This is a genomic window from Micromonospora sp. NPDC051543 (genome assembly GCF_044454415.1).
In the GTDB taxonomy this organism is placed as follows: domain Bacteria; phylum Actinomycetota; class Actinomycetes; order Mycobacteriales; family Micromonosporaceae; genus Micromonospora.
Genome location: NZ_JBITDT010000008.1, coordinates 111,985 through 138,313, shown reverse-complemented (window position 1 = coordinate 138,313; position 26,329 = coordinate 111,985). Strand labels below are relative to the sequence as shown.

General features: G+C 72.6%; 23 protein-coding genes and 1 riboswitch. Of the genes, 12 read left to right on the top strand and 11 right to left on the bottom strand.

What is annotated here, in order from left to right:
- Positions 1-78: 78 nt before the first annotated feature.
- Positions 79-1,242 (bottom strand): glycosyltransferase family 2 protein, encoded by a 1,164-nt coding sequence (locus tag ACIA3K_RS16580; RefSeq protein WP_396801916.1) that lies wholly within the window; start codon positions 1,240-1,242, stop codon positions 79-81.
- 141 nt (positions 1,243-1,383) lie between these two features.
- Here ACIA3K_RS16580 and ACIA3K_RS16575 point away from each other — a divergent pair, with 141 nt between their 5' ends.
- From ACIA3K_RS16575 to ACIA3K_RS16560, 4 genes are all read left to right on the top strand, one after another.
- Positions 1,384-2,589, top strand: coding sequence for an acyltransferase family protein (locus ACIA3K_RS16575; RefSeq protein WP_396801915.1), 1,206 nt, complete (start codon positions 1,384-1,386; stop codon positions 2,587-2,589).
- Between the two features lie 76 nt (positions 2,590-2,665).
- Positions 2,666-3,436 carry a hypothetical protein gene (locus tag ACIA3K_RS16570; protein ID WP_396801914.1) on the top strand — a complete coding sequence of 257 codons (771 nt, stop codon included), beginning with the start codon at positions 2,666-2,668 and terminating at the stop codon, positions 3,434-3,436.
- 285 nt (positions 3,437-3,721) lie between these two features.
- Positions 3,722-3,862, top strand: a riboswitch (cyclic di-AMP (ydaO/yuaA leader).
- A gap of 234 nt (positions 3,863-4,096) precedes the next feature.
- Complete coding sequence (locus tag ACIA3K_RS16565; protein ID WP_396801913.1) at positions 4,097-4,945, top strand: C39 family peptidase; 849 nt, start codon at positions 4,097-4,099, stop codon at positions 4,943-4,945.
- Between the two features lie 134 nt (positions 4,946-5,079).
- A complete protein-coding gene (locus tag ACIA3K_RS16560) occupies positions 5,080-5,826 on the top strand; it encodes an alpha/beta fold hydrolase (RefSeq protein WP_396801912.1) in 747 nt (248 codons plus the stop codon).
- A 4-nt stretch (positions 5,827-5,830) separates the two neighbouring features.
- Here ACIA3K_RS16560 and ACIA3K_RS16555 read toward each other — a convergent pair whose 3' ends face one another.
- From ACIA3K_RS16555 to ACIA3K_RS16540, 4 genes are all read right to left on the bottom strand, one after another.
- Entirely contained in the window at positions 5,831-7,501 is a 1,671-nt protein-coding gene (locus ACIA3K_RS16555; RefSeq protein WP_396801910.1) for a CDP-glycerol glycerophosphotransferase family protein, read from the bottom strand.
- 42 nt (positions 7,502-7,543) lie between these two features.
- Complete coding sequence (locus tag ACIA3K_RS16550; RefSeq protein WP_396801909.1) at positions 7,544-9,052, bottom strand: D-ribitol-5-phosphate cytidylyltransferase; 1,509 nt, start codon at positions 9,050-9,052, stop codon at positions 7,544-7,546.
- A 145-nt stretch (positions 9,053-9,197) separates the two neighbouring features.
- Entirely contained in the window at positions 9,198-10,007 is an 810-nt protein-coding gene (locus ACIA3K_RS16545; protein WP_396802146.1) for an ABC transporter ATP-binding protein, read from the bottom strand.
- A 4-nt stretch (positions 10,008-10,011) separates the two neighbouring features.
- Entirely contained in the window at positions 10,012-10,905 is an 894-nt protein-coding gene (locus ACIA3K_RS16540) for an ABC transporter permease (protein ID WP_396801908.1), read from the bottom strand.
- Positions 10,906-11,122: 217 nt separating this feature from the next.
- On the opposite strand from ACIA3K_RS16540, the gene ACIA3K_RS16535 reads away from it, so the two are divergent.
- From ACIA3K_RS16535 to ACIA3K_RS16525, 3 genes are all read left to right on the top strand, one after another.
- On the top strand, positions 11,123-11,722 hold the full coding sequence (locus ACIA3K_RS16535) for a TetR/AcrR family transcriptional regulator (protein WP_396802145.1): 600 nt from the start codon (positions 11,123-11,125) through the stop codon (positions 11,720-11,722).
- Between the two features lie 135 nt (positions 11,723-11,857).
- Positions 11,858-13,969 carry a DUF6077 domain-containing protein gene (locus tag ACIA3K_RS16530; protein WP_396801907.1) on the top strand — a complete coding sequence of 704 codons (2,112 nt, stop codon included), beginning with the start codon at positions 11,858-11,860 and terminating at the stop codon, positions 13,967-13,969.
- A gap of 269 nt (positions 13,970-14,238) precedes the next feature.
- Entirely contained in the window at positions 14,239-15,996 is a 1,758-nt protein-coding gene (locus ACIA3K_RS16525; RefSeq protein WP_396801906.1) for a CDP-glycerol glycerophosphotransferase family protein, read from the top strand.
- Positions 15,997-16,072: 76 nt separating this feature from the next.
- On the opposite strand, the gene ACIA3K_RS16520 is transcribed toward ACIA3K_RS16525, so the two are convergent.
- Positions 16,073-16,411 (bottom strand): DUF952 domain-containing protein, encoded by a 339-nt coding sequence (locus ACIA3K_RS16520; protein WP_396801904.1) that lies wholly within the window; start codon positions 16,409-16,411, stop codon positions 16,073-16,075.
- A gap of 96 nt (positions 16,412-16,507) precedes the next feature.
- Here ACIA3K_RS16520 and ACIA3K_RS16515 point away from each other — a divergent pair, with 96 nt between their 5' ends.
- From ACIA3K_RS16515 to ACIA3K_RS16505, 3 genes are all read left to right on the top strand, one after another.
- Positions 16,508-16,819: a hypothetical protein gene (locus ACIA3K_RS16515; protein WP_396801902.1), complete on the top strand. Its 312-nt coding sequence runs from the start codon at positions 16,508-16,510 to the stop codon at positions 16,817-16,819.
- Between the two features lie 81 nt (positions 16,820-16,900).
- Entirely contained in the window at positions 16,901-17,557 is a 657-nt protein-coding gene (locus ACIA3K_RS16510) for a response regulator transcription factor (protein ID WP_355050323.1), read from the top strand.
- 9 nt (positions 17,558-17,566) lie between these two features.
- Positions 17,567-19,000: a sensor histidine kinase gene (locus ACIA3K_RS16505; protein WP_396801901.1), complete on the top strand. Its 1,434-nt coding sequence runs from the start codon at positions 17,567-17,569 to the stop codon at positions 18,998-19,000.
- Between the two features lie 63 nt (positions 19,001-19,063).
- Here ACIA3K_RS16505 and ACIA3K_RS16500 read toward each other — a convergent pair whose 3' ends face one another.
- From ACIA3K_RS16500 to ACIA3K_RS16485, 4 genes are all read right to left on the bottom strand, one after another.
- The gene (locus ACIA3K_RS16500; protein ID WP_396801900.1) at positions 19,064-20,026 is read right to left on the bottom strand and encodes a TAXI family TRAP transporter solute-binding subunit; all 963 of its coding nucleotides are present in this window, start codon (positions 20,024-20,026) and stop codon (positions 19,064-19,066) included.
- Positions 20,027-20,089: 63 nt separating this feature from the next.
- On the bottom strand, positions 20,090-20,794 hold the full coding sequence (locus ACIA3K_RS16495) for a hypothetical protein (protein ID WP_396801898.1): 705 nt from the start codon (positions 20,792-20,794) through the stop codon (positions 20,090-20,092).
- 107 nt (positions 20,795-20,901) lie between these two features.
- The gene (yaaA, locus tag ACIA3K_RS16490; protein WP_396801896.1) at positions 20,902-21,699 is read right to left on the bottom strand and encodes a peroxide stress protein YaaA; all 798 of its coding nucleotides are present in this window, start codon (positions 21,697-21,699) and stop codon (positions 20,902-20,904) included.
- Between the two features lie 53 nt (positions 21,700-21,752).
- Positions 21,753-23,426: an ArnT family glycosyltransferase gene (locus ACIA3K_RS16485; RefSeq protein WP_396801894.1), complete on the bottom strand. Its 1,674-nt coding sequence runs from the start codon at positions 23,424-23,426 to the stop codon at positions 21,753-21,755.
- 147 nt (positions 23,427-23,573) lie between these two features.
- Between ACIA3K_RS16485 and ACIA3K_RS16480 the strand changes: the two genes are divergently transcribed.
- On the top strand, positions 23,574-24,614 hold the full coding sequence (locus ACIA3K_RS16480; protein ID WP_396801893.1) for an App1 family protein: 1,041 nt from the start codon (positions 23,574-23,576) through the stop codon (positions 24,612-24,614).
- 31 nt (positions 24,615-24,645) lie between these two features.
- Here ACIA3K_RS16480 and ACIA3K_RS16475 read toward each other — a convergent pair whose 3' ends face one another.
- Positions 24,646-25,485 (bottom strand): helix-turn-helix domain-containing protein, encoded by an 840-nt coding sequence (locus ACIA3K_RS16475; protein ID WP_396801891.1) that lies wholly within the window; start codon positions 25,483-25,485, stop codon positions 24,646-24,648.
- A 53-nt stretch (positions 25,486-25,538) separates the two neighbouring features.
- Between ACIA3K_RS16475 and ACIA3K_RS16470 the strand changes: the two genes are divergently transcribed.
- Entirely contained in the window at positions 25,539-26,198 is a 660-nt protein-coding gene (locus tag ACIA3K_RS16470) for an NADPH-dependent FMN reductase (protein ID WP_396801890.1), read from the top strand.
- Positions 26,199-26,329: the final 131 nt, after the last annotated feature.

Below are 26,329 nucleotides of genomic sequence, written 5' to 3'. Positions count from 1 at the left end.
CACCGAAGGTGCGGTGGTGCTGTCGTCGTCCCCCGAACGGGTGGACGACCTGAAAAACTCCGGCACCCGCCGAACGGGTCACGGCAGGCGGCCACCGGCCAGCGCGTCCGACCGTCCCGGCAGGCCGGCGGTCTGCCCGCCGTCCGACCTGCTCGCCGACCGCGCCGTTCGGGACGGGTCGTCGGCCGACGACGAGTCGGCGCCAGCGGTCGGGCTGGGCCGTCGCCACCGGCCCGTGACCCGGTGGGCCTGCCGCAGCGCCGAGTACGCCAACCAGTCACCACGCCCCACCAGACGGTGCTTGAGCCCGGTGACCCCCGGCGGCATCGGGTAGCCCCCGGGGGGCAGGTATCGGCGGTAGTGCTCGGCGACCCGGTGGAAGAAGGCGCGCCGCAGGTGTGGGTGCAGCCGGCCGTCGTTGCCGACCACCACCAGGTAGTGGCTGATCATCAGCTCGAACAGCTCGGCCCGCAGGCCTTCGTCCGGGTGCCGGCGGGCGACCCAGTCCATCAGCCGCTCGTACTGGCCGAACGCGTCGAAGTGCCGACCACTGCGGGTGGAGGTGATCGCGCCCTGGCGGCCCTGCCGGTACAGGTAGCAGACCCGGTCCAGCACCGAGATCTTCTCCGCGCCGATCAGCAGCGGGTGGCTGAACGGGATGTCCTCGTACCAGCCGGGGAAGAAGCGCAGCTCCAACTCGTCGAGGAAGGCCCGGCGTACCACCTTGTTCCACGCCGTGTGCTGCACCCGCAGCAGGTGCGGCTGGTCGGCGAGGCGGGCCACGCCCGGCACCCCGCGCAGCAGGTGGCTGCTCGCGTCGACCTCCCGCCGACCGTCCTCGTGCACGCGCAGGTGGTCCAGCATGAGGACGTCGGGCTGGTGTTCACGCAGCCGGTCCAGCACCGCCGCGATCGTGCCCGGCGGCAGCCAGTCGTCGCTGTCGACGAACCACACGTACCGGCCGGTGGCCACGTCGAGGCCCGCGTTGCGGGCCAGGCCGAGGCCCACGTTCTCTTCCAGGTGTACGACGCGGACGTTGTCGCGCCCGGTGGCGTAGGACCGCAGCATCGCGCCGCAGCCGTCCGGGGAGGCGTCGTCCACGGCGATCAGCTCGACCGCCTCCGACTCGCCCACCGGGATGTCCGCCCGGATCGACTCGAGGCACTGGTACAGGTAAGCCTCGACGCCGTAGACGGGCACGACGATGCTCAGCAGCGGCGCGTGCGTCGGCTCATTGACCACCTCGCCACCTTCGACGACGCGGATGGCCAGCCCCGGAACCACATGTGGCCGCGGATGGTGGAATCCCTGAACACCCGCGAAGCGGAAGGTTAACAACGGCCGCCCGGTTCACCCGGGAGTGACCCGGTAGGGTGCCTCGGCATGACGAGCACCACCGACGCGCCGACCGCGCCGGCCGCCCCCGCCCGGCTGCCGTCGCTGACCGGGCTGCGGTGGATCGCCGCGCTGCTGGTCTTCGGGTTCCACGCCGGGACGATGCGGATCATCGCCGAGCCGGACTACAAGGCCGTCGTCGACGCCCTCTTCACCCTCGGCCTGTCCGGCGTGCAGTTCTTCTTCATCCTCAGCGGTTTCGTGCTGGTCTGGTCGGCCCGCCCGGGCGACTCGCGGCTGACCTTCTGGCGTCGACGGGTCGCGAAGATCTACCCGAACCACGTGGTGCTGTGGGCCGCCGCGCTGCTGGTCGCCTGGTGGTTCGCCGATCCCGTCCTGCCGGCCGTCGCCGTGGAGAACCTGCTGCTGTTGCAGGCGTGGGACCCTCGGCTCGGCTGGTTCTACAGCGTCAACACGGTGAGCTGGTCGCTGTCCTGCGAGTTCTTCTTCTACCTGTGTCTGCCGCTGGCGCTGCCCCTGTTGCGCCGGGCGCGACCCGCGGTGCTCTGGGCGCTCGTCGTCGCGCTGCCGCTGTTGATCCTCGCGCTCTGGCCGGCGCAGCAGCTGGTGCCGGAGGTGAGCCGCTGGTGGTTCACCCAGATCTTCCCGCCGGCGCGGTCCCTGGAGTTCTGGCTGGGCGCGGTGGCGGCCGAGCTGATGCTCCGGGGCCGGTGGCGCGGGCCGGGACTGACCGCCGCCACCGCGATCTTCGTGGGCACCTGGGTGGCCGCCGCGCAGTGGATCCGCGCCGAGTTGTGGACCACGCTGCTCGCCGTCGCGTACCTGTTGGTGATCACCGCCGCCGCCGACGCCGACGTGCGCGACCGGCGCTCGCCGTGGCGCTCACGCCCGCTGGTCTGGCTCGGTGAGGTCTCGTTCGCCTTCTACCTGGTGCACGTCCTGGTGATGACGAGCGTGCTCCGGCTCAGCGGCGACTGGGGGACCGGCTTCCGGGGTTGGCGGGGCCCGGCGGTGGTGCTCGGATTCCTGCTCGTGAACCTGGTCCTCGCCGGGCTGCTGCACCGCTTCGTGGAGATACCGATGATGCGCCGGCTCGCGCCACGCCGCCCGGGCCGCCCGCCGCTCGTTCCTCATCAGCGCACCCCGGAGACCGTAGGTGGTGACGCGGACGGGGTCGGCGCGGCGCGGGCCGACACGCCCGTCGCCGATGCGTCCGGGTGGTCCCGACGGTAGCGTGAGGACGTGCTCCCGGTCGCGCTCACCTGTCCCCTGTGGTGGGTGGCGCGGTGCTCATGCCGAGGTGTCGATCATGGAAACCGTCGTCTTCTACCAGTTCCTGACCGAGGTGCCCCAGGCCGCCGCCATCTGGTCGGCCCTGTTCCTACTGGCGCTGACGGTCCTCGCCGTCCTGGTGGCCCGTCCGGAGCGGGACTCGCCCGCGGCCGACCCCACGCCGCCGACACCCACCGCCCGCGAGGTGGCCGTCGCCGAGATGGCCGACCTGCGCCGGTACGCCGAGGAGGTGGCCGTGGCCGCCACCCGGGCGGCGCGGACCGCCCGACGGCGGCGTGCTGACTGGCTGGTCGCTCAGGACGAGGCGCAGCGGGCCTGGACGGCGTACGACGAGGCGGACACCGCCGCCCGTCGGGTCGCCGGTGCCGGGGCGTTGCCGACGCCGCGTACCCCGCACACCCCCGCCGAGTACGCGGCCCGGGAGCGCTATCTGCACCGTGCCGCCATGGCGGCGCACTGGCGGGGGGAGTTGACCATGGCTCAGCTCGGCGACGTGTTCGGGCATCGGCGCGGCTGGGACCCCCGCCGGCACCCGGTCGAGCAGGAGACGCTGCTCATCCGGGCGATCCGGGACGCGAGGCTGGCCGAGCACCGGACGGCCGCCGAGCGGGAGCGGTCGTCCTGGCGGGACGCCGAGGTGGCCGCCGAGTCGGCGCGCGTCCTCGCCCAGGAGGCGTACGTTGCGGCGGTACGGTGCCGGCCGAGCCCAGCGCTCTCCCGGCGCACCGCGACGCGGCCGTCGCGTACGGCCCTCGTGGCACGCTGGCGTCCGGCCCGGGCCGGTTGAGCCCGATCTGTTATGTGAGGCGGGTCACCGGCAGCGGAAATCGGGCGGTCGGCGTCATCGACGGCCATTGTGCCCGCGATTGTGGCGGCGTTGTCGGCCGCCTGTCCGGTTGTCGCCCACAGGTGCCGGCGGAACCCGTTGTCCCATCGAGTCACGTCAGCGGCAAAACGCGCAGAAATTGCTGGGCCAATCGATGTTTACGCAGGTGGGCGCGGCTTGGCAGAGTGCGCACCGGCCAGTACTGTCGTCCCGTCCGGTGCGGTTACCGATCGCAGGAGGCGACGCCGTGCCGACCCGCTCAATCGTGATCAACGAACCGGGGACCCACAGTAAGTCCGGGGTGAATCCGCGAGCCACGGCCCGCGGTAGGGCGATCTTCCCGCCCGAATCCGTCAGCTAACCCGGTAGGCGGTGACGGAAGGAGTTCCATCCTCGTGCAGCACCCCTCGATCCCCCTGTTGTTCCTCCGCCTCCACGGCGACGCGGTGTCCCCGCTCATCCGCCTCGTGACGGTGAGCTGACCCCCCCGGGTCACCGCACTTCCCGCCCGGCCGCGCCGGGCGTTCCCCTGAGCGGTTCATCATCCGCGGGCCACCGCCCGCGCGCTGACGCCTGCCCGGATGCCGGTCGGGCCCCGGTGTGCCGCTCTCCCTGTGAACCGTGGAGGACCTCGTGAAGCACACCCTGAAGCGCCAGCTCCGTCGCCTCGCGACCGAGCGCCCGTACCAGATCGTCGCCGCCTCCGCTGCGGCCCTCGCGATCGCCACCACCGCCGGCGCTCTGGTCGCCGGCGCCGACGACGCCCCGGCCGGCTCGCGCACCCCGACCACCATCGCCGAGATGCGCAGTGACACCGTCGCCTCCCGTGGCGAGCTCCGGTCCGCGGCTCCGTCGGCGAGCGTCGCACCGAGCACCGCCGCCCCGGCGACCAGCACCGCGTCCCCCGCCGCCAAGGCCACGAGCAACCCGGACGTCACCCGGAAGCCGACGCCTCCGAAGCCACCCGCGACGAAGGTGCTCGACTACGACTACGAGGCACAGAACACCTACTACAACTGCGGCCCGGCGGCCACCCGCAACGCGCTCAGCGCCAGCGGCATCGACCGCACCCAGGAGGAGCTCGGCGCCGAGTTGGGCACCACCGAGATGGGCACCAACTCGGCCGAGGACACCACCCGCGTGCTCAACGCCGAGGTGAAGGGCTCCCCGTACCGCACCCGCATGTTCGCGGGCACGCCCAGCCCGGCCCAGATGGACCGTCTTCAGGCCGACGTCGTCAAGGCCATCACCGATGGCCGCGGCGTGGTGGCCAACGTCGCCGGCGACGCCATCGACACCGAGGGCGGCTACCACTCCTACGGCGGTGGGCACTACATCGCCGTCGTCGGCTACAAGGACAACGGTCGTACCGTGCGGATCGCCGACTCGGCGAACGCCGCCGACCCGGCCTACTGGATCACCACGATCGACCTGGCGAACTGGATCGCCACCCGGGGTTACTCCGCCTGACCAACGCGCGACACCCCACGACGCCGCGGGCGCCGTCTCCCACGAGGGGCCGGCGCCCGCGGCGTTCCCGTGTCGGGGCGCGACGCGGGTGAACGCCTCTCGTACCGGGCCACGAACCGTGGGAGACTGCGGCCGTGGTGGATGAATCGGGTGGTCAGGCTGGCCGTGAGCCGATCCTGTTGCTGCTGCACGGCATGGGGGCGACGGGTGACGTGTGGCTGCCCTGGGCGCCACTTCTGGAGCAGCACTGGCCCGGCCGGTGGCTGGCGCCCGATCTCGCCGGTCACGGTTGGTCGGCGCCGCTGTCGTCGTACTCCTTCGAGGGTTTCGCCCAGCGGGTCGCGCAGGGCCTGGCCTCCGACGACCGCATCGTCGTGCTCGGGCACTCGCTCGGTGGCGTGGTCGGCCTGGCGCTGGCGGCCCGCGCCGCCGGCCTGCCGGTGGACGCGGTGGTGGGCTTGGGCATCAAGGCCGTCTGGACGCCGGCCGAGCTGGCCCGCGCCGTGGACCTCGCCGCCCGCCCGGTGGGCTGGTTCACCAGTCGCACCGAGGCCGCCCGCCGCTATCTGCGGGTCGCCGGCCTCACCGGTCTGGTCCTCCCGGACCACCCGATGGTCGACGCCGGGCTGCGTCAGGTCGACGGCCGGTGGCGGCTCGCGATGGACGACGCCGCGTTCGCCGTCGGCGCGCCCGACCTGGCCGCGCTGCTGGCGGCGACCGACGTGCCGGTGGTGCTGGCCCGCGGGGAGCACGACCCGATGGTCACGGACGCGCAGCTCAAGGAGTACGGCGTACCGGTCGTCACGCTGCCCGGTCTCGGGCACAACGCGCACCTGGAGGATCCGGCGGCCGTGCTGAGGTTGCTGGACCCGTACCGTTGATCGGTCAGGCAGGTGCGGGCGCGGGTAGTTCCCGGGCCGGGGTCAGCTCGCGGCGGGCGGCGGTCAGGAAACCCTCGGCGTACGACTCGGCCGGGAAGTCCCCCAGGTAGCGGCGGCGGGTGACCCAGCGGGCGTCGGCCAGCGGGTCGGTGTCCAGCAGGGCGGTGAGCACGGCGTCCACGTTGGACATGTCGCGCCGCAGCACGTAACCCGAGCCGGCCAGCGGGAAGCGCTCGGTGAACCGGTCGCCCTCGCCGCCCATGTCGGTGACGGCGTACGGCTTGCCGGAGTAGAGATAGTCGGAGATGACCCCGGAGACGTCGGAGACCAGCGCGTCCGAGCGGTTCACGGACTCGGTCAGGCTCAGCTCCCGGGCGGCCGCACCGAACACGTGCTGCCGGCCGGTGCGGGCGCGGTCGGCGACCAGCAGTTCGGTGAGCCGGCCCAACTGGCGTGCCGACGCGGGGTTCTGCGCCGTGTACGGATGCGCCCGCAAAATCACCGTCGCGCCGCGCCCCAGCAGCCGCCGCAGCAGCTCCTCGGCCACCGGCAGCGAGCAGTAGTCGGCGTCGGCGTGGTGCCCGGTCCAGGTCGGGGTGTAGAGCACCGTCGGGTGCGCGAGGCCCCGCGTCGGCTCCTCGCGTACCTCGATCGACTCGACCTGGGGACGGCCCACCACGACGAACTTCTCCGCCGGGATCTGCACCCCGGCGCGGGCGTACCGGTCGATCGCCGCCGGCCCGGCCACGAAGATCCGGTCGAAGATCCCTGAGACCGGGTTGGCGCTGGGCGCCTTGTCGCTGTCGCCGTGGTGCAGTTGGACGTGCGTGAGCTGGGTGAACCGGATGCAGTGGCTGTTCTTCGCCCCATGGTTGACGTAGAAGGCCACCCGCAGGCTCGGCACCAGCGCTTCGTCCATCGCGCGCAGCGTGGGGCAGTAGACCACCGGCGCGTCGGTGGCCGCGGCGATCGGCGCGACGAACTCCGGCTCACGGACCAGCACCAGGAAGGGCCGGCCGATCCGTTCGAGGTACGGCAGCCACATGGTGACCTGGTACTCGGAGCCGGGCGGTGCGGAGAAGTAGAGCAGGAACTCCGGCTCGTGCCGGCGTAGCGCGCGGGCGACCTGCCCACCGCCGGCGGCCGGGCGGAACCGTCGCCTCGCCAGGTCCAGCGCGACCGCCCCGGCACCGGCGGCCACCAGCAGGCTGGCGGCGAGCGCCACGACGGCCGGCAGGGTCGACGCGGCGGCGATCGCCACCACCGCGAGCAGCCCCAGCAGGGCGACGCCGAGTCGGTCGGCGATCAGCGGGGTCCAGGCGCGTACCGGCAGGTTGGCGGCCCGGATCTCCAGGTTGCCCGCGGTGCGCAACGGCCCCACCAGCAGCACCAGCCCCAGCAGGACCAGCGCCGTCGCGGCCAGCGCCGGGTCGAAGCCGTCGTCGAGCCGTCGGGAGTAGCCGACCAGGACCGCCGCGGCGATCAGGGCGGTCTCGGCCACCAGGTCGGCGCCCGGTCGGATCCGCTGCTCAGCGGCCGCCGCCACCAGCGCGGCGACGGCCAGCGCGAGGCCCCACCCGGTGCTGCCGGTGAGGGCCAGCACCACGAAGGCCAGCACGGCCAGCCCGGTGCTCAGGCACCGGGCGGCCACCTTGCGAACCAGGTCACCACGCATGTCGCTCCGATCGCCGCCCTCGGTGTCGCGGTGCCGTCGGCGTCAGTTCGTCGACGCCGCGGCCGGCGTCTCGGACCGGTCCGGGCTGGCCTGCGCCGGCACGGACGGGCCGTCGCCAGGCGCCCGGCGTACGTCGATGACCTGACCGGTCAGGTCGGAGATCAACACGTCGAGCGAGGACTGCGCGACGGCCTCCGCGGCCAGCAGCGTGTTCTCCGGCTCCTCGCCGAAGGCACGCGTACGCATGGGGGTGGCCGTCCGCTCCGGGTTGATGCAGTTGACCCGTACGCCGACGTCGGCCCACTCGTCGGCGAGCGCCTGGGTCAGGTTGACCAGGGCGGCCTTGGTGGACGAGTAGAGGGCGTAGCGGGCCCGACCCCGGGTGTACGAGCTGGAGGTGTAGAGCAGCAGCTGACCCTTGGTCTGCTGCAGGTACGGAAGGGCCTGCCGGGCGATGGTCACCGGGCCGACGAAGTTGACCTGCAACACCCGGTCCATCGTCTCCTCGTCCATCTCGGCCAGGGCGCCCCGCTCCAGGATCCCGGCGGTCACCACCACGTGGTCGATCCGGCCGGTGGCCTCGAAGGCGGTCGTCAGCGCGGCCTCGACGTCCTCGGCGCGCTCGACGTGGGTGCCCGTGGTGGAGCGGCTGAACGGGAAGACCTGCGCGCCGAAGCGCCGCGCCAGCTCGGTCAGCTCGTGGCCGATCCCGTAGCTGCCGCCGAACACCACGATCGTGCGGCCCGTCAGCTCCTCGGTGTAGCTGCGGTGGTCGGTCAGCCGGGGCGCCTGCGCCGCCGCGAGCTGGAAGAGCTTGTCCGCCAGGTGCACGTCGACCGGGTGGGTGACCTTGATGTTCTCGTCCGAGCCGTCGATCACCTTGATCGGCGTGCCCGGCAGGTACCGGAGCACCACGCCGCAGTCGTCGGTGGCGGCGAAGTCGGGGTCGTCCTCGGCGATCCGGTACGCCTCACGGATCGTGGGGGAGCGGAACGCCTGCGGGGTCTGTCCCCGGCGCAGCCGGGAGCGCACCGGAATGTCGGTGATGCAGTCGTTCTCGTCCACCTGGATGATCGTGTCGGCGGAGGGGATGGCGACGTCGACGGCGTCGTAGGTCCACAGCGCGTTGACGCACTCGCGGACGATCCGGCCGCTGAGCAGCGGGCGGACGGCGTCGTGGAAGAGGATGTTGCAGTCGGCCGGCCCGACGGCGTCGAGCGCGATCCGGGTGGTCGCGTTGCGGGTGTCGCCGCCCTCGATCACCTTGGTGACCTTGCGCAGGCCGGCCTTCTCGACGATCTGCCGGGCGTCGTCGACGTGACCGGTCGCCATCAGCACGATGATCTCGTCGATCTCCGGAGCGGCCTCGAAGACCGCGAGAGTGTGCTCGATGATCGGCTTACCGGCGATCTTGAGCAGCTGCTTGGGGATGCCGAGGCCCAGCCGGGTCCCGGTGCCGCCGGCCAGCACCACGGCCACTGTCCGCGAGGGCCGCCACGGTGCGGGGGTCTCCGTTGCGGCGTCCGGGCCAGTGGTCTGGTCCTGCGTCATTGCCGGATCCTCACTCTCAGGGTTGCGTTAACGGAAAGTTCCGCCCGAGCGGCGACGGAATGAACCTTAACGCGCGGACCGCGCCGCCCCAACGCGGGCGACGCGGTCCTGGTTGCCGTGTCGATGCCGGTGGTTGGCCGGCACTCTACTTGCTGTTCGCGAACGCCTCGTACGCGCGGATGACCTCGTCGGTCGGGCCGTCCATCCGGATGAGGCCCGATTCCAGCCAGATCGTCCGTTCGCAGGTGTCGCGTACGGAGGAGAGCTGGTGGCTGACCAGGAACACCGTGCCGGCGCCCTCGCGCAGCTCGCGGACGCGCTGCTCGCTGCGCTTGCGGAAACCCTTGTCGCCGGTGGCGAGCGCCTCGTCGATGAGCAGCACGTCGTGCTTCTTGGCGGCGGCGATGGAGAACCGCAGCCGGGCCGCCATGCCCGACGAGTACGTGCGCATCGGCAGGCTGGCGAAGTCACCCCGCTCGTTGATCCCGGAGAAGTCGATGATCCCCGCGGCCTGCTTGGCGACCTCGTCGGGGTGCATGCCCATCGCCAGGCACCCCAGCACGACGTTTCGCTCGCCGGACAGGTCGTTGAGCAGCGCCGCGTTCACCCCGAGCAGCGACGGCTGCCCCTGGGTGTGGATCGCGCCCCGGTTGACCGGTAGCAGGCCGGCGATGGCCCGCAGGATGGTGGACTTGCCCGAGCCGTTGCTGCCGATCAGCCCGATCGCCTCGCCCCGGTACGCGGTGAACGACACGCCCTTGACGGCGTGCACCTCCCGCACGTTCGGCGCGTTGGTGCGCTTGACCAGCCGGCGCAGCGCCGCCACCGGAGTGGTGCCACCGGTGGCGCCCTGGTGGACCCGGTAGATGATGTGCGCGTCGTCGACCACCACGGTGGGGATCCGCTCGGGCGTCAACGTCGGCAGGGAGACGGTCGCCTCGTCGGCGGCCGGCAGGGAATCAACCACGGCCGTACTCCTGTTCGCCGCGCCAGAAGTAGATGTAGCCGCCGACACCGGCCACGACCGCCCAACCGGCGGCGACCAGCCAGAGCTGGGTCAGCGACTCGTTGAGCAGGGGCGCCCGCTCGAGCAGCGCGTACCGGGCCAGCTCGATGTAGACCAGCAGCGGGTTGAACTGGACCAGCGTCGTCGCCCAGCCGGGCAGCCGCTCGAAGAGGCTGACGCTGTAGAGGACGCCGGAGCCGTACATCCAGGTGCGCATGACGAACGGCATGACCTGCTTGAGGTCGCTGGCCTTGGAGCCCAGCCGGGCGACCAGCAGCACCACGCCCGCGTTGAAGACCGCCTGCAACAGCAGGGCCGGCACCAGCAGCAGCCAGTCCCAGGTGATCGACTCGCCGGTGACCAGCACGATGCCGACCAGCACCACCATCGACGCCAGGAGCTGCTGGAACTGGGTCACGGTGGTGGACAGCGGCAGGCTGGCCCGGGGGAAGTGCAGCGCCCGGATCAGCCCGAGGTTGCTGCTGATCGACTGGGTGCCGGCCAGGACCGCGCTCTGGGTGAAGTTGAAGATGAACAACCCGGTGGTCAGGTACGCGATGAAGTTCGGGATGCTGTTCTGTGACAGCACCACCCCGAAGATCAGGTAGTAGACCGCGGCGTTGGTCAGCGGGGTGAGCACCTGCCAGAGCTGGCCCAGCTTGGCGTTGCTGTAGGACGCGACCAGCTTGGCGTTGGCGTACGCGGCGATGAAGTGCCGGTAGGCCCAGAGTCGGCGGCTGTACTCGACGAGGGTGGGTCGCTCACCGGCGACCCGTAGCCCGTGCCGAGCGGCCAGCTGCGCCTGGGTCAGGCCCGTGTCAGGGTCGACCAGCGCGGTGGTGGCCATGGAAATGGCGCTCCGATCTTTCGTGCAGACGGGTTGCTCGCGACGATGGAATCCTAGTGGGAACTGTGCGCGGGACGCCGCCTCGTCGCTGCGTGGACAGTAGTCCGAAACACGTCGGGACGCAACCGTACCGTCGTTGCGCTACTCTAGCGGGCGTGACCTGCGAGAAGAGTCCTCGGTGACGACCGAGAAGAGGCGCGTACCGGCCGGCGCGGCGGTGCTGCGCGACGAGATCACCACGGCCATCCGGCGCGCGCTCATGCAGGAGCTGGCCGCGGTCGGCTACGGCCGGCTCTCCATCGAGGCGGTGGCCCGACGGGCCGGCGTCAGCAAGACGGCGGTCTACCGCCGGTGGAGTTCGAAACTCGACCTGGTGGTGGAGATCGTCGCGGCCGCCGCACACGGCAAGCTGCCGGTGCTGGACACCGGCACCCTGCGCGGCGACCTCGTGCTGCTGTTCCAGGCCGTGGCACACGCGCTGCGTCACCCCCTGGCGTCGCAGATCATCCCCGACCTGCTGGCCGAGGCGGCCCGGAACCCGGCCATCGACGAGGCCCTGCGCCAGGTGCTGCGCGCCCGCCAGCAGGAGATCGGCGGCCGCCTGGTCATCCGCGCCGTGCAGCGCGGCGAGCTGCCCGCGGACACCGATCCCGACGCCGCCGTCGACCTGATCGTCGGCCCGCTCTACTGGCGGCTCGCCATCGCCCGGCTGCCGCTCACCGACAGCTACCTGGACAACCTGGTCGAATCCGTGGCCGTCGGACTCGGCGCGACCGGCGTCGTACCCCGGCCGAGGGCGACGCCGGTATCCGGCTGACCGGGCCCGCGACACCACCCACGACGGGGACCTGGCGGGCCGCCCGCCTCCGCTAGGCTGCCCCCTTGACGCCCGGCCGTCACCGAGCCGACATCCACCTTTCGCCCCCAGATCCGCCTGACGAGAAGGACGCCCGTGGCCAACGTCGACATCATCGCCGTCGCGCCCACTGACCCCGACCCGACGCCGCGCTCCGAGCCGGTGTCCCGGTCGGGTCAGGGCCCCGACCGAAGCCCCGCCACCCGGGTACGCGCGCTGGTGGCCACCGCCCCGACGCTGCTCACCGACGGGGCCGTGGTCGCGTTCGCACTCTTCACCGTCCTCTACCACGCGGCCTTCCTGGCGGATCTGCGTCCGTCGGTGACCTTCCGGATCTGGTTGGTCGCCTGCGTCCTGCTGGCCGTGGTGGCGATGCTGCGGGCCCGACGCCGCTCCGCCGCCCTCCGCGAGGAGAGCGGATCGGTCGAGCCGATCGAGCTGACCGGGACGCGGCCTGCGGTCGACCGGCGGCTGCTGATCGGCGTGCTCGTCGCCGCAGCGCTAGCCTCGGTCAGCGCCGGAGTGATCGGCACCGGCGTCGCCCTCTCCTGGTGGATCCCGGCGGTGGCGGGGCTGCTCGCGGCGGCCGGCGGGATCCTGCTGCTGCGTCGGGTCTGGCTGGACGGACCGACGCCCACCTCGATCGCGCCAATGCCCACGGCGGGGCAGTCGGCGTACGCGCTGGTCATCTCCGTGCTGGTCGGGATCTCCTCGTTCTTCCTCGCCCGCAACACCCCGGACGACGTCTACTACGTCGGGAAGTCGGTCTGGATCGCCGAGCGGGACCTCGTTCCGCTCAACGACTTCCTCTTCTCCGAGAACGTCCTCCCGGCGATGGGTTCGCAACCCCCCATCCCCTCGATCGAGGTGTTCGACGGCGCGCTCGCCAACGTGCTCGGGATCCACGGGGCCTCGGCCACCTGGTACGTGATGCTGCCGATCATGGCGGTGCTGGCGGTGCTCGCGCTCTGGCGGCTGACCCACCGTTGGGCACCCCGGCGGCCGGTGCTCGCCTTCACGGTCGCCGTCGCGTACCTGTACCTGGTCGTCGGTGGGGACGCCGCGCTGGGCACATTCCACCTGCCCCGGCTCTACGAGGGCAAGGGCATGTTCGTCTCGGCCGTCATCCCGCTGATGTGGCTCTACCTGACCGAGTGGTTCGACCGGCGTACCCGGCGGAGCCTGCTGCTCATCGTGGCGCTCTCGATCACCGCCATCGGCCTCACCAACACCGCCGCGATCATCCTGCCGATGCTGGTCGGCGCCGCCGGTTTCGCCATGCTGCTGGTCGGGCGCTGGAAGCTCGCCGTGGTGGCGGCGGTGGCGGCCCTCACGTACCCGATCGGGTCCCTGGTGGTGTCCCGGATCCTGCTCGGCGGCCTGACCGCCGACGGCGCGGACGACGCCTTCTTCGACGCGGCGTACACCTACAAGCGGACCCTGCTGTTCGGCGTGGTCGGCGTGCTCTCCGGCCTGGCGCTCTGGTGCGGCCCGCTGCTGGCCCGTCGGCGCACGCCCGCGCTGCTCACCGCCGGCGCGACCCTGGCGCTGAGCGTACTGTTCGTCCCCGGTGTGCTGGAGACGTTGAGCGCGCTCAGCGGAATCTCGGTCGTGCTGTGGCGGGTGCCGTGGCTGCTCGCCCTGCCGACCCTGATCGGGCTGCTCTGCACGGTTCGCGTGCCGGCCCCCACGCCGGTGCTGCGTCGTGCGGCGTCCGCTGGGATCGCGGTACTGCTGGTCGCCTCGTTCGCGCTCTTCGCCACTCCGATGTGGTCCGCCAAGAGTTGGGTCGACGTGCACGAGCGGCCCACCTGGAAGCTGCCGCAGCAGCGCCAGTCGATCGCCTTCTGGATCAAGGGGTTGGACCGGCCCGCGGGCCTGCTGCTGGCGCCGAAGACCATCATGCGGACCTCGCTCGTCGTCACCAGCCAGGTTCGGGTCGTCCTACCGCGTGACTTCTACCTCGTCGAGTACGACCTCAACTCCCAGTTCGCCAAGGACCGGCTGCTGCTCGCCGGCTTCGCCGACGGCGCCACCACCGCGACGCCGGCGGAGTTGGGCCCGGCGCTCGATCGGCTGGACGTGGGCACCATCTGCGTCTACAACGGCAACCAGTACGCCCGTGACCTGGCGCCGCAGCTCGGCTACCAGGAGTTCGCGAAGCGTGGCAAGCCCGGAGCGATGACGTGTTTCCGGCGGGTCGGCTGAGCATTCCGCCCCTGGGTCGGCCGGTGCCGCGACGGTGCGGCACCGGCAGTTTCGGTGCGGTGACCGAAATGTGCGGCCGATACCCGAGCGACACCGCTGGGTGTCTTCGCGTTAAGGTCGCAGTCATCACTACCGCCCGCCGTACGGGGTCTGGATCACCACATCCGTGGCCCGCCGCTCCGGGCGCGCGGTAGGTCATGCGCGACGGGGAGTGTCATCGACGCACCACGGGCATGCGTCCACCACGGAAATCGTAGGGAGCGAACTCGTTGTTCGGCACGTTGACAGGACGCATCGGAGTGGCCGCCCGCAGCGCGCTGCTGGTGCTGGCCTACCTGGTCATGCTCGTCGCAGGAGTCTTCGGTTGGGTCGGCCTGTTCGCCGTCGCCGGACTGGCGGCGGTGGTCGGGGAGTTCGCCGCCGCCCGCTGGTCCCCGCCGTCGCAGGTGCTGCTGGAGAAGGTCGGCCTGAACTTCTCGTACCGGCAGTTGACCCGTGACCTGTCGGCCGTGCTGCTGGTCGCCGCCCAGGTCGAGCTCGACGGCGTCGAGTTGAGCCTCCTGCTGATCCTGCCGGCGGCGGTGTGGGTCGTCTCGGTCTTCGCGGGCGCGCTCTCCACCATGATCGACCGGCGTAACCCGCAGTCCGCCCTGGTCCGCAACATCGAGCTGGGCCCCCTGCGCTCGGCCCCCCGCCCGCCGGCCTGGGCGGCGGCCGTCGCGGGCGACCGGATGCCCCTGCTCAACCTCCTGCTGGTCCCGGCCGCGGTGGTCGCCGCCGTGCGGCACGAGCCGACGCCGTACTTCATCGCCGCCGCTCTGACGGTGGCGGCGACCGGGGTGGTGGGCGCGATCATCGCCGCGACGTGGCTGCGTGGTCGAGGCTCCGGCCAGGGGCCGCTGATGCCGGCCGTGCAGCGCTGGCTCGACACCCACCGGCCCGAGGTGGCGCTCTACTTCGCCGGCCCGGCCAAGGACGTCTACCAGGCCAACATGTGGCTCGCTCCCACCGAGGCGCTGAACCAGCGCGCGGTGGTGCTGATGCGCAGCCGGGAGGCGTTCTTCGAGCTGGCCGACACCCGGCTGCCGGTGCTCTGCGTCCCGGCCGGGGTGGACTTCATGAACCTCGAACTCGGCAGCGTCCGCGCCGCCCTCTACGCCGCGAACGTCGGCGCGAACATCCACATGCTGCGCGAGCCCGGCATGAAGCACGTCTTCGTGGGGCACGGCGACAGCGACAAGCAGGCCAGCGTCAACCCCTACAGCAAGGTGTACGACGAGGTCTGGGTGGCGGGCCTGGCCGGTCGGGAGCGGTACGCCCGTGCCGGGGTGGGCGTGCTCGACTCGGACATCGTGGAGATCGGCCGGCCGCAGTTGGCCGGCGTGCACACCTTCGGGGCCGAGTCGGTGGACCGTCCGTTCACCGTGCTCTACGCGCCCACCTGGGAGGGTTGGCTCGACGACGACCCGTACCACACCTCCCTGGTGCTGATGGGTGAGCGGATCGTCAAGGGCCTGCTGGCGAGCAACCCCGGAGTGCGTCTGGTCTACAAGCCGCACCCGCTGACCGGGTCGCGGTCCAAGGCGGCCAAGGCGGTGCACGACCGGATCGTCGAGGCGATCCGCTCCGCCGGTGGAAACCCCAACGCGGCCTCCCTGGACGGCACCGCGCATCTCGTGGTGACCGGCCGTACGCCCGGGCTGTTCGACTGCTTCAACCAGACCGACCTGCTGATCAGCGACGTGTCCAGTGTGGTCTCGGACTTCGTGCAGAGTCAGCGGCCGTACGTGGTGGCAAACCCGTCCGGCCTGCCGGAGGACGAGTTCCGTCGGGAGTACCCGACCTCGCGGGCCGCGTACCTGCTCTCCGCCGACTGCGGTGAGCTGGAGAAGATCGTGGCGGTGACCCGGGCCGGCGACGACCCGATGACCGAGGCACGCCGCGACCTGAAGACCTACCTGTTGGGGCCGGCGGAGGCCAACCCGATGGACCGGTTCGCCGAGGAGATCACCCGGCTCTGCCGCTGACCGCGCACCACGTCCCGCGCCCGGCCCGACACTCGTCGGACCGGGCGCGGTCGTGTCGGCGGCGAGGAGGGGTGACTCAGTCGAGCAGGGCGGCGACCGCGTCGGCGACCGGGGTGTCCGCCGGCAACGCCCGTGCCGTCACGACCGCGCTCAGCGGCAGCGGCCCGTACAGGTGGGGGAAGAGCTGCCCGCCGCGCGACGGCTCCCAGCGCAGGACGTCGGCCAGCCGGCCCTCGTCCACGCCCAGCAGGGTGAGGCCGGTGACGCCGGAGAAGTGCCGGCGGGCCGTCTCCACCACCTGGTCGGCGGCGGAGAGGTGGATGAAACCGTCCTGGCGGTCCAGGGCCGAGCCGGCGACGGCGCCGGCGGCCCGCGCGTCGTCCCACTCGACGGTCGGCAACAGCTTGTAGATCACCTCCGCAGACTACGTCTCCCACGTTTCGGCCGTACCGCCGCCGACGTCGGCCACCGCCCGTCATGCTCAGGTGGACCCGCCGGAAGGGGATGGACGATGGCGAGCTACGACGACGACTGGACCGACACCCAGCGCGGGCTGTACGACGAGTGCTACCGGGCCGGCGGCGAGTGGGCCGAGGACCCGGACACCCCGTCGGACGACGTGCAGCACGTGATCAACCTGGCCGAGGCGGACGACGACGCCTTCGACGACTCCGAGATCGACTTTCCGCCCCTGGTCGACGCCGTCACCCAGGCCAGCGGCGTCAACGTGACCAGCGTGCCGGCCCGGCACGACGACCCCGGTTTCCGGGGCTTCACCGACGGCGTGCGGGACGCGGTCGCCGACGACACGTTCGGTCTCTAGGGCCCGACCGGGAGGCGGCCCTCCCGCTCGCGGCGGCCTTCTGCCACCATTCGCAGGACGGCTGCGACGGATGGGGGCACGGTGCGGATCCTGCTGGTGGAGGACGACCGCCGGGTGGCCGCCGCGCTCTCCTCCGCCCTGACCCGTCGTGGCTACCAGGTCGAGCACGCCGCCACTGTCGCCGCGGCGCTCTCCGCCGCCCCCTGCGACCTGGTGCTGCTGGATCTGACCCTGCCCGACGGCGACGGCACCGAGGTGTGTCGGGAGCTGCGCCGGCGCAGCAGCCAGCTCGGCATCATCGCGGTGACCGCGCGGGGTGAGGAGCGCGACCGCGTCCTCGGGCTGCGCCTGGGCGCGGACGACTACGTGGTCAAGCCGTTCTCGATGGTGGAGTTGCAGGCCCGGATCGAGGCGGTGCTGCGCCGCGCCGCGAATGCCGCTCCCGAGCGGCACCTGATCGAGGCGGGGGCGGTGCGCATCGACGTGGCCGCCCGCACGGTGACGGTGGCGGGGCGCGCGGTGACGCTGACCCGCAAGGAGTTCGACGTGCTGCTGTCGCTCGCCCGCCAGCCGGGGGTGGCGGTGCCCCGCGACCGCATCCTGCTCGACGCCTGGGGCACCACCTGGGGCGATCCGCACACGGTCGAGGTGCACGTCGGGTCGTTGCGCGGCAAGCTGGGCGACGCGCGGCTGGTGGAGACCGTCCGTGGGGTCGGCTACCGGTTGCGCGATGCGTGAGGGGACGCCGTGCGCCGTCGACTGGTGATCAGTTACCTGCTGCTGATGGTGCTCGTCCTCGTCGCGCTGGAGAGCCCGCTCGCCGTGACCCTGGCCAGCCGGGAGACCGAGCGGGTACGCGCCGACCGGCTCGCCGACGCCACCCGGTTCGCCTCGCTGGCCGGTCCGGCGCTGCGCGGCGGCGAGCCCGGCCCGATCGGCGCGGAGCTGCGCAGCTACGACGAGCTGTACGGGATCGGCGCGGCGGTCGTCGACCGGGACCGGGGCATCGTCGTCGACTCGGCGAGCTGGCGGTCCACCGGAACGGCCACGGTCCTGGACGTGGCGCTGTCCGGGCAGCAGGCCAGCGCGCCGGAGTCGATCTGGCCCTGGTCCGCCGGACCGGTGGTGGTGGCGGTGCCCATCAACGACGGCGGTGAGGTCCTCGGCGCGGTGGTGATCGTGACACCCGCCGGCGAGATCCGCCGGGCCGTGACCATCTGGTGGCTGCTGCTCACCGTGGCCGGCCTGCTCGTCGTGCTGGCCTGCGTGCTCACCGCGTTCGGCCTGGCCGGATGGGTGCTGCGGCCGGTCACCGAGCTGGACGCGGTCACCCACGAGATCGCCGAGGGCGATCGGGGCGCCCGGGTGCAGCATCGACTCGGCCCGCCGGAGCTGCGCCGGCTCGCGACCAGCTTCAACCACATGGCCGACGTGGTCTCCGACGTGATGGACCGGCAGCGTGCCTTCGTCGCGCACGCCAGCCACCAGCTGCGCAATCCGCTCACGGCGCTGCGGCTGCGGGTGGAGGAGCTGGGTCCCAGCCTCACCGACGCGGACGGGCGCTCCGAGCACCGGCTGGCGTTGGAGGAGACCGACCGGCTGGCGCTGGTGCTCGACGCGCTGCTCACCCTGGCCCGGGCCGAACGCGAGGAGAACGAGCGGGTCAGCGTGGACGCCGCCGCCGTCGCGGCTTCCCGGGTGGCCGCGTGGGCGCCGTTGGCCCGGCACCGGTCGGTCGCGCTGCGCCTGGCCACGAGCGATGCCCCCGCGTACGCGCGGACCGTGCCGACCGCCGTCGACCAGGCGCTGGACGCCCTGATCGACAACGCGGTGAAGTTCAGCGGTGCCGGCGGGGCGGTGACGGTGACGGTGGCGCGCCGCGACGACGGCGTCCTGTTGGAGGTGCGCGACACCGGCCCGGGTATGACCGAGAGTCAGCTCCGCCAGGCCACCGAGCGGTTCTGGCGGGCCCCGGACGCGCAGAACGTCGACGGGGCCGGGCTCGGCCTGACCATCGCCGCCGTGCTGGTGGACGCCTCCGACGGGCGGCTCACCATGCGAGCGGGCACCCCGCGCGGGCTGGTCGCCGGCCTGTGGTTCCCGGCCACCGAGCCGGCGGGAGAGCCGCTGGACGGGGAGGGGGACCCGGCCGCCGACCGGTGGCCCACCCCGGCGCGCTAGCGGCGGTTCACGGCTCGGCCACTGCGGCGACCCGGGCGGCCCACGGCGTGGCCGTCCGGCAGCTCAGGGCTTGGCGGCCCGGTACCAGGCGGCGGCGCCCGGGTGCAGTGGCAGCGGCGCGGTGGCGATCGCCGAACGGGGGCTCATCCGTCCCGCCGCCGGATGCGCCGCGCCCAGCTCGGCCCGGCGCTCCATCAGCAGTCGGGTCACATCCCGGACCAGCGGCTCCGGCAGGTCGGCCCGCACGATCAGATAGTTCGGGTCGGCGACCGTGGTCACCGGGTTCATGCCGTACACCGAGCGGGGGATGTCCCGGGACACGTAGACCTGCCCGTAGCGGGCGCGCAGCGGCTCCGTCCACTCGCCGAGGTCGACGACCCGGGTGGCGCTGCGCCCGGCCAGCTCCTCGATGCCCCGCACCGGCAGACCACCGGAGAAGAAGAACGCGTCGATGCGTCCCGAGCGCAGGGCGGTCACCGAGTCGTCCAGGCCGAGCCGTTCCCGGCGTACCGCGTCGCCCCCGAGCCGGGCCACCTCGAGCAGCCGGGTGGCGGTGATCTCGGTGCCGGAGCCGGCCGCGCCCACGGAGACCCGCCGACCCCGCAGGTCGCCGACCGTGCGGACCGGCCCGCCGTCGGTCGTGACCAGGTGCAGTTGGTCGTCGTACACCCGGGCCACCGCGTCCACCGAGGGGCTCTGCGTCGGGCTCGTGGGCAGCACGTCGGCCTGGGTGAAACCCAGCTCGGCGGCCCCCGAGCCGACCAGGCGGACGTTCTCCGCCGAGGCCGCGGTGATCACCACGCTGGCCCGTACCCCGGGCAGTTCGCGGTTGAGGATGGTCGCGAGGGACTGCCCGAACGCGTAGTAGACGGCGGTGGGGCTGCCGGTGGCGATCCGGATCTCCACCGGCTCGGCCGGGTCGTCCCGGCAGCCGGCGACGGTCAGGGCCACGACCAGCGCCAGCGCCGCCGTCCCCGCGCGGCGTCGACCGGCCCGAGGAGACGAGGTACGACTCACGCGGTGCACTGTGCGCGCTCCGACGGGCAGGCGCAAGCCCGCATCCGTCAGTACCGCCGGTGCGGCCCTCGCTCAGCAGACCGGGCGGCGGCCCGGCGTCGACACCGCGGCGCGCGCCGGCTCCAACGACGCGCTGTGCAGGATGCGCTCCCGGTCCGGCCCGTCGGCCACGCTCACCAGGAAACAGCCGGTGCCCGGGCGGAGTACGGCCGGCACGTCGAGCACGGCCGCGCCGCGGATCAGCACGGCGGCCAACTCCCGGTCGGTGAGCCGTACACCGAGGATGTGCCGGCGCACGTGCCGCCCGCCGGCCAGCAGCGCCGACCGCCATGCCGCCGCCGCGAGGCGGGACACCCACCTGCGGCGGGCCGGCGAGGCGCCCGGCACGGGACCGCCCAACAGCTCCCGACGTCCCTGCCACCAGCCGGCATCCATCAACCGGCCGTACGTGCCCCGGTGCTCCGGCGGCACCCACAGCCGGTGCACCTCGTAGCGGCGGCGGAGTCCGCCGACCGTCACCTCCTGGGTGACCGGAATGTCGAGGCGGGCGAGCAGCTGGCGCATCCGCTGCGCGGCGTCCTCCCGGTTGAACTCGACCCCCGGCGTCTGCGCCGGCGCCGGCGCAGACGGCGTGGCGCTCGACCGGGCGCCCGTCGCAGGCGCGGTGCAGCGCAGCAGGCAGGACGCCTCGAACGCGTCGCCCAGGGTCAGCCAGTCCAGCGGGGGCGGCGTCGCCGGTGGGCGGGGCCGGTCGAGCAGGGCGGGATCGCGGGCCAACTGAAGGCTCCTTTGTCGGAGTCTGGGTCTCCCTACCGTGGCCCCTGCGCGGCCGTTACGGAACGTGTCCCGCCCAGCCTTGAGCAAATCTTGCGGCTCCCGCTGCGCTACAGCTCGGTGACCACCAGATCCACCTGCCGGACCCGCCCGGCGGCGGTCGGTTCCTCCACCACGGTGTGCTTCAGCTCGCGCAGGGCGCCGACCAGCTCCCGGGCGGTGCGCGGCTTCGCGCCGGTGAGGAGCAGATCCCGTACCAGCCGTCCCTTGGTCGCCTTGTTGAAGTGGCTCACGACCGAGCGGACGGGCACCCCGTCGACCTCCCGCTCGTGCAGCACCCGCACGGTGACCGTCCGTTCGGCCAGCTCGCCGCGCGGAGTCCAGGTGGCCGCGTACGCGCCGGAGCGCAGGTCGAGCACCGGGCCCCGACCGGCCGCGCCGGCCAGGACCGGCGTCAACTCCCGCCGCCAGTACGCCGACAGCGCCCCGACGTCCGGCAGGCGGACGCCGATCGGGCAGCGGTACGGCGGGATCCGGTCGGCGAGGCGTACCGCGCCCCACAGGCCGGAGCTGATGAGGATCGACCGGCGGGCCGCCCGCAGCGCCGCCGGTGGCAGCGTGGCCAGCTCCAGCGCCTCGTAGAGCACCCCGGTGTAGAGCCGCTCGGCCGGGGCGGTCGCCGCCTCCCGCAGCCGGGCGTTGCGGCGCAGCTCGCCACGCTGACCGTCGCTGAGCCCGAGCGCGGCCAACGCCGCCTCCTCGTCCGGCCCCGCGCTGAGCGTCACGAGCGCGTCGAGCACCCGCTCGCGGGCCGGGTTCAGCTCCGGCAGCGAGAGCTTGTCCGGCGTCCACCGCCGTCCGGTGCCGGCGTCGGCCTTGCCCTCCGAGGGCGGCAGCAGGATGAGCATCGGATCTCCTCGAACGGCGTACGGCGGCGGCCCGGCCAGCGTACGACCCGTCCTCAGCGCCAGGGCCGCACCGGGGTGTCGGGGTGGTACACGCGATAACCACCGACCTCGCGGACCGGTGCGGCGTCGGGTCGGTCGGCGAGCAGCCGGCGCAGCCGCCGGTCCATCGGCGAGTCGACCTCCACCACGTAGCCGGGCCGCGCAGCCCGCCCGACCTGCCGCCAGTACGGTCGGTAGCGGTTCTGCCCGGGGGACAGGTCGCCGTCGAGCACCCCGCAGACCACCGCCTCGTCGGTGTTGAAGATCAGCCGGTTGCAGGTCCAGTAGTCCCCGTACACCTCGTGGGGTCCGTCGGCGCGCAGCGCGGTGGCCAACTCCCGGGCCTGGCGCTCCTCGGTCCGCGACGCGGCGGCGCCGCTGACCGCGAAGAGCACGGTGACCACCAGCGTCGTCGCGGTCAGCGCCGCCAGCACGGCGGCGGCCAGCGCGCCGGTCAGCCGGCCGAGTACGCCCACCGTGCCCCGCCGGCCGGCCACGGCCGCCGCCCAGAGCGGCCAGAGCACCGCCGGCAGCGACAGTTGCAGCACCGACAGGTAGCGCGCGTTGTCCAGCGGACTGGTCGCGGCGAGCGGGCTGCGCACGTACGACAGCAGGGTCAACGCCGCCCCGACGACAAGCGCGAGCTGCACCACCGGCCCGACCCGCGCGGACCGTGGCGTGCCCTCGGCCCGGTCGCCGCGCAGGGTGCCGGCGGCGGGCCCGCCGGGTGCCGTGCCCACGGCCCGGCGGTACGCGACGAGCGCGAGCGCCGCGGCGGCCACCAGCAGCACCGGGTAGAGCAGCCCGAACCACTGCTGCCAGCGGCCGCAGCCGTCGACCGGGCAGAGCCCGTGCGCCAGCGGCACCCCCTCCAACAGGCCACCCCGGATCCGGTCCGACCACGGCGGCAGCGGGCCGGCCTTGGTGCTGACCTCCCGGAACACCGTCAGCGAGTCCTCACCCGGCCCGGCGCGCAGGTTGTCGACGATCATCGGCGCGATCCCGACCACGAAACCCGCCACCAGCAGCAGCCCGGACCAGCCGACCAGCTCCCGGCGCACCGCCCAGAGCAGCGCCAGCACGGCGACACCCAGGTACGGCAGGATCAGCCAGTCCGACCAGGCGGCCAGCCCGGCCAGCAGCCCGAACAGCGCGACGGCCAGCCGACGGTGGCGCACCGACCCGGCGGCCAGCCCCACGACGATCAGCAGCATCAGCAGCACCGCCGGTTTGACCTCCGGTCGGCCGCCGACCACCGTGAGCTGGTCACGCACCACCCGCTCGGGTCCCAGCGCCAGCAGAGCGACCACGAGCACGGCGAACCACGGCGGGTAGAGCCGGCGGGTGAGCCGGTACACGAGGTAGAGGAAGATCGCGTACAGGGCCAGCATCGGCAGCCGCAGCACCGGCCAGCTCGGACCGAACACGGCAAGCAGAGGCGCCGCCAGGTACGACTCGAGCATCCCCATGTAGTGCTGGCCGTAGAGGAAGACGGGGTGTTCCCGGCCCTGCCCGATGTGCAGGGCGGCCAGCCCGAAGGTCGCCTCGTCGCTGTTCGACACCGGGACGGTGTACAGCGTCAGGACCAGCCGGTACCCGACGCCGACCAGCCCGAACAGCAGCGCGACGAGCGCCGGCCGGTCAAGTCGCGGACGCCACCGCCCGCGGTGCTGCTCTGGATGCGACACGACCACGCCCCCGTCGTCGTCCCGACCGGAGTGTTTCACGGACCGACCGCCGGTCGGGCCGCTTCGGCCCAGTCCGGCCTGGCTGGCGGGCTGCGGTTCGGACCCGCTCGCGTGGCCGACGGCGTCGGCGTGTGGCAGGGTTGGCGGGTGCCACCCACACCCGCCGGCGAACTGGCCGTGCCGAACCTGCACCGGGCCGCGCGGATCGAAGACGCCGTGCACCAGCTCGTGGAGCGTCGGCTGCGCCGCACCGGCTGGCGGATGAACATCGTCGCCTACACCGGCTACGGCCGCCCCGGCTGGGTGCGCGTGATGTGCCGGGTGCTGCTCGGTCGGCCCGACACCCGTCAGCGGGGTCGGCTGGAGAAGGTCCGCGGCTGGCGCAGCTTCACCACCCTGCCCGCCAAGCACGTCACCGTGCAGATCGAGGCCGGCGGGGTGCGGCACGAGGCCCGGGCCGACCGCAGCGGCTTCGTCGACACGCTCGTCGAGGCCGACCTGCCACCCGGCTGGGGCACCGTACGCCTCAGCGTCCCCGACGCCGAGCCCGTCGACGCGCCCGTGCGCATCCTCGACCCGGAGGTCAAGTTCGGCATCCTGTCCGACATCGACGACACGGTGATGGTGACGGCGCTGCCCCGACCCCTGCTCGCCGCGTGGAACACCTTCGTTCTCGACGAGCACGCCCGCGCCGCCGTACCCGGCATGGCGGTGCTCTACGAGCGACTGGTCACCGCGCACCCCGGCGCCCCGGTCTTCTACCTCTCCACCGGCGCGTGGAACGTCGCGCCGACGTTGACGCGGTTCCTGTCCCGGCACCTCTACCCGGCCGGGCCGCTGCTGCTCACCGACTGGGGTCCGACCGCCGACCGCTGGTTCCGCAGTGGCATGGAGCACAAGCGTTCCACCCTCGCGCGGCTCGCCAAGGAGTTCCCCGACGTGCGCTGGCTCCTCGTCGGCGACGACGGCCAGCACGACCAGGAGATCTACCGCGAGTTCGCGGCGGCCCACCCGGAGAACGTCGCCGGGGTGGCCATCCGCCGGCTGTCCCCGACGCAGTCGGTGCTGGCCGGTAGCCTGCCCGCCCCGGCCGGACGGCCGTCCTCGGGGCCGGTGGGGCAGAAGTGGCTGTCCGCGCCCGACGGCGCCGGCCTGTGGCAGCTGCTCCGCGACGCCGGCCTCGTCTGACTCGGCCAAAAATGCCAGGGCCACGCGGGCGTCAGACAGCGCGGAGGGCCGTGCGGTGTGGGCGCTCAGGTAGGTGATCCAGCGCCGCGGCGGTCGCGTCGTCAGCGGGTAGCAGAAGGATGAGTTGCTGGGCGTCCGAGGCAGGAAGCTCAAGGACCTCCCGATTCCACCGCAGTTGGGGCCCGCGCGGGTGAGTCATCCTCAGCGGGACGCGGGCGGGAGGGAGGTGGCGGTGCAGCCGCCGCGTGAACTCGGCGCCGGCCACGGTTGCGAGATCGGCCGTGAACCATTCGAACGTTTCGGCCGAAGGCCCGAGCCACAGGTTGAAGACCTGCTCGTCGGCGATTTGCTCCCAGTCGACGAAGGTGGTCCTGGCCCGCGGATGCGTGAAGACATACCTGGTGAGGTTGGGCTCTTCCGTGTCCAGCAGGCCGGTGGCGCGCATGACCGTGCCGAAGCCGTCGGTGTGGGCGAGCACGTCACCGATTCGGTTGGTGACGAAGGCGATGCCCGGCTCCAGAAGGGTGAGTATCTGGCGCACGGTTGGCCGCACGGTGCGTACGGGCGGCGTCGGCCGCACGTGCCCGGCACACGCGCCACCAGTGATCTTGGCGAGGTAGCCCAGATGCGTGCGTTCGGCGGTGTCGAGGTTGAGCGCATCGGCCAGGGCGTTGACGACCGAGCGCGACGGGTTACGGTCGCGGCCCTGTTCGATTCTGGTGAGGTACTCGACGCTGACCCCAGCCCGCGCGGCCAACTCCGACCGCCGTAGCCCGGGAGCACGCCGTCGCAGGAGTGCCGGCAGGCCCAACTCCTCGGGGCGGAGGCTGTCACGCTTGGCCCGGACGAAGTCTCCCAGCGGCGTACCCATGCTGCGGAGCCTACGGCCCGCCACGCCCGGTCGGCGGGACACAGGGTGGCCCTGTGGGGGCCAGCCTGCACCCGGTCTGGCTGCTCGCCCGGAAACGACAGATCGTCGACGGCATGAGCGACAAGAGCAGACTCGTGGTCATCGTCGGTAGCATCCGTGAGGGAAGGTTCGGGCCCGTCGTCGCCTCCTGGGTGACGGATCAGATTCACGCGCACGGCGGTTTCGACGCCGACCTCGTCGACCTGGCCGGGGTGGACATTCCGCTGGTGCTGCCGGCCGCTTCGCCGAAGTTCGCCGGGGACGACTATCCCCGTCCGGAAGGCATGAAGGACCTCACCAGGAGGCTGTCGGAGGCCGACGCTTTCATCATCGTCACTCCGGAGTACAACCACAGCTTCCCAGCGTCGTTGAAGGCGTTCGTCGACTGGCACTTCACCCAGTGGACCGCCAAACCGGTGGCGTTCGTCAGCTACGGCGGTGCGGCCGGTGGCCGGCATGCGGTGCTTCACCTCGAGAACGTGCTCACCGAACTGCACGCGGTCACGATCCGCGACGGACTGGCCTTCCCCAACTACTTCACCGCCTGGCAGGACGGTGCACCGCTGGACGCCGCCGCAGCCGGCTACGCCAAGACACTCCTGGAACAACTCCAATGGTGGGCGCAGGCATTGCGTGCCGCCCGTGCCGCCGCCCCGTACCCGGGTGGGGCGTGACGATCGATGGACTACACCAGGTTGGGCTCGGCAGACCTGCGGGTGAGCCGGATCGCGCTCGGCTGTATGACTTTCGCCCAACCCACCGACAGGCACCCATGGACACTGGACGAGGACACCGCTCAGCCGAT

What these genes read in the sequence shown, in the direction of transcription:
- ACIA3K_RS16575 (WP_396801915.1), top strand. Translation starts at nt 1,384, where the DNA reads ATGACGAGCACCACCGACGCGCCGACCGCGCCGGCCGCCCCCGCCCGG.
- ACIA3K_RS16570 (WP_396801914.1), top strand. Translation starts at nt 2,666, where the DNA reads ATGGAAACCGTCGTCTTCTACCAGTTCCTGACCGAGGTGCCCCAGGCC.
- ACIA3K_RS16555 (WP_396801910.1), bottom strand. Translation starts at nt 7,501, where the DNA reads ATGCGTGGTGACCTGGTTCGCAAGGTGGCCGCCCGGTGCCTGAGCACC.
- ACIA3K_RS16550 (WP_396801909.1), bottom strand. Translation starts at nt 9,052, where the DNA reads ATGACGCAGGACCAGACCACTGGCCCGGACGCCGCAACGGAGACCCCC.
- ACIA3K_RS16540 (WP_396801908.1), bottom strand. Translation starts at nt 10,905, where the DNA reads ATGGCCACCACCGCGCTGGTCGACCCTGACACGGGCCTGACCCAGGCG.
- ACIA3K_RS16515 (WP_396801902.1), top strand. Translation starts at nt 16,508, where the DNA reads ATGGCGAGCTACGACGACGACTGGACCGACACCCAGCGCGGGCTGTAC.
- yaaA (WP_396801896.1), bottom strand. Translation starts at nt 21,699, where the DNA reads ATGCTCATCCTGCTGCCGCCCTCGGAGGGCAAGGCCGACGCCGGCACC.
- ACIA3K_RS16475 (WP_396801891.1), bottom strand. Translation starts at nt 25,485, where the DNA reads ATGGGTACGCCGCTGGGAGACTTCGTCCGGGCCAAGCGTGACAGCCTC.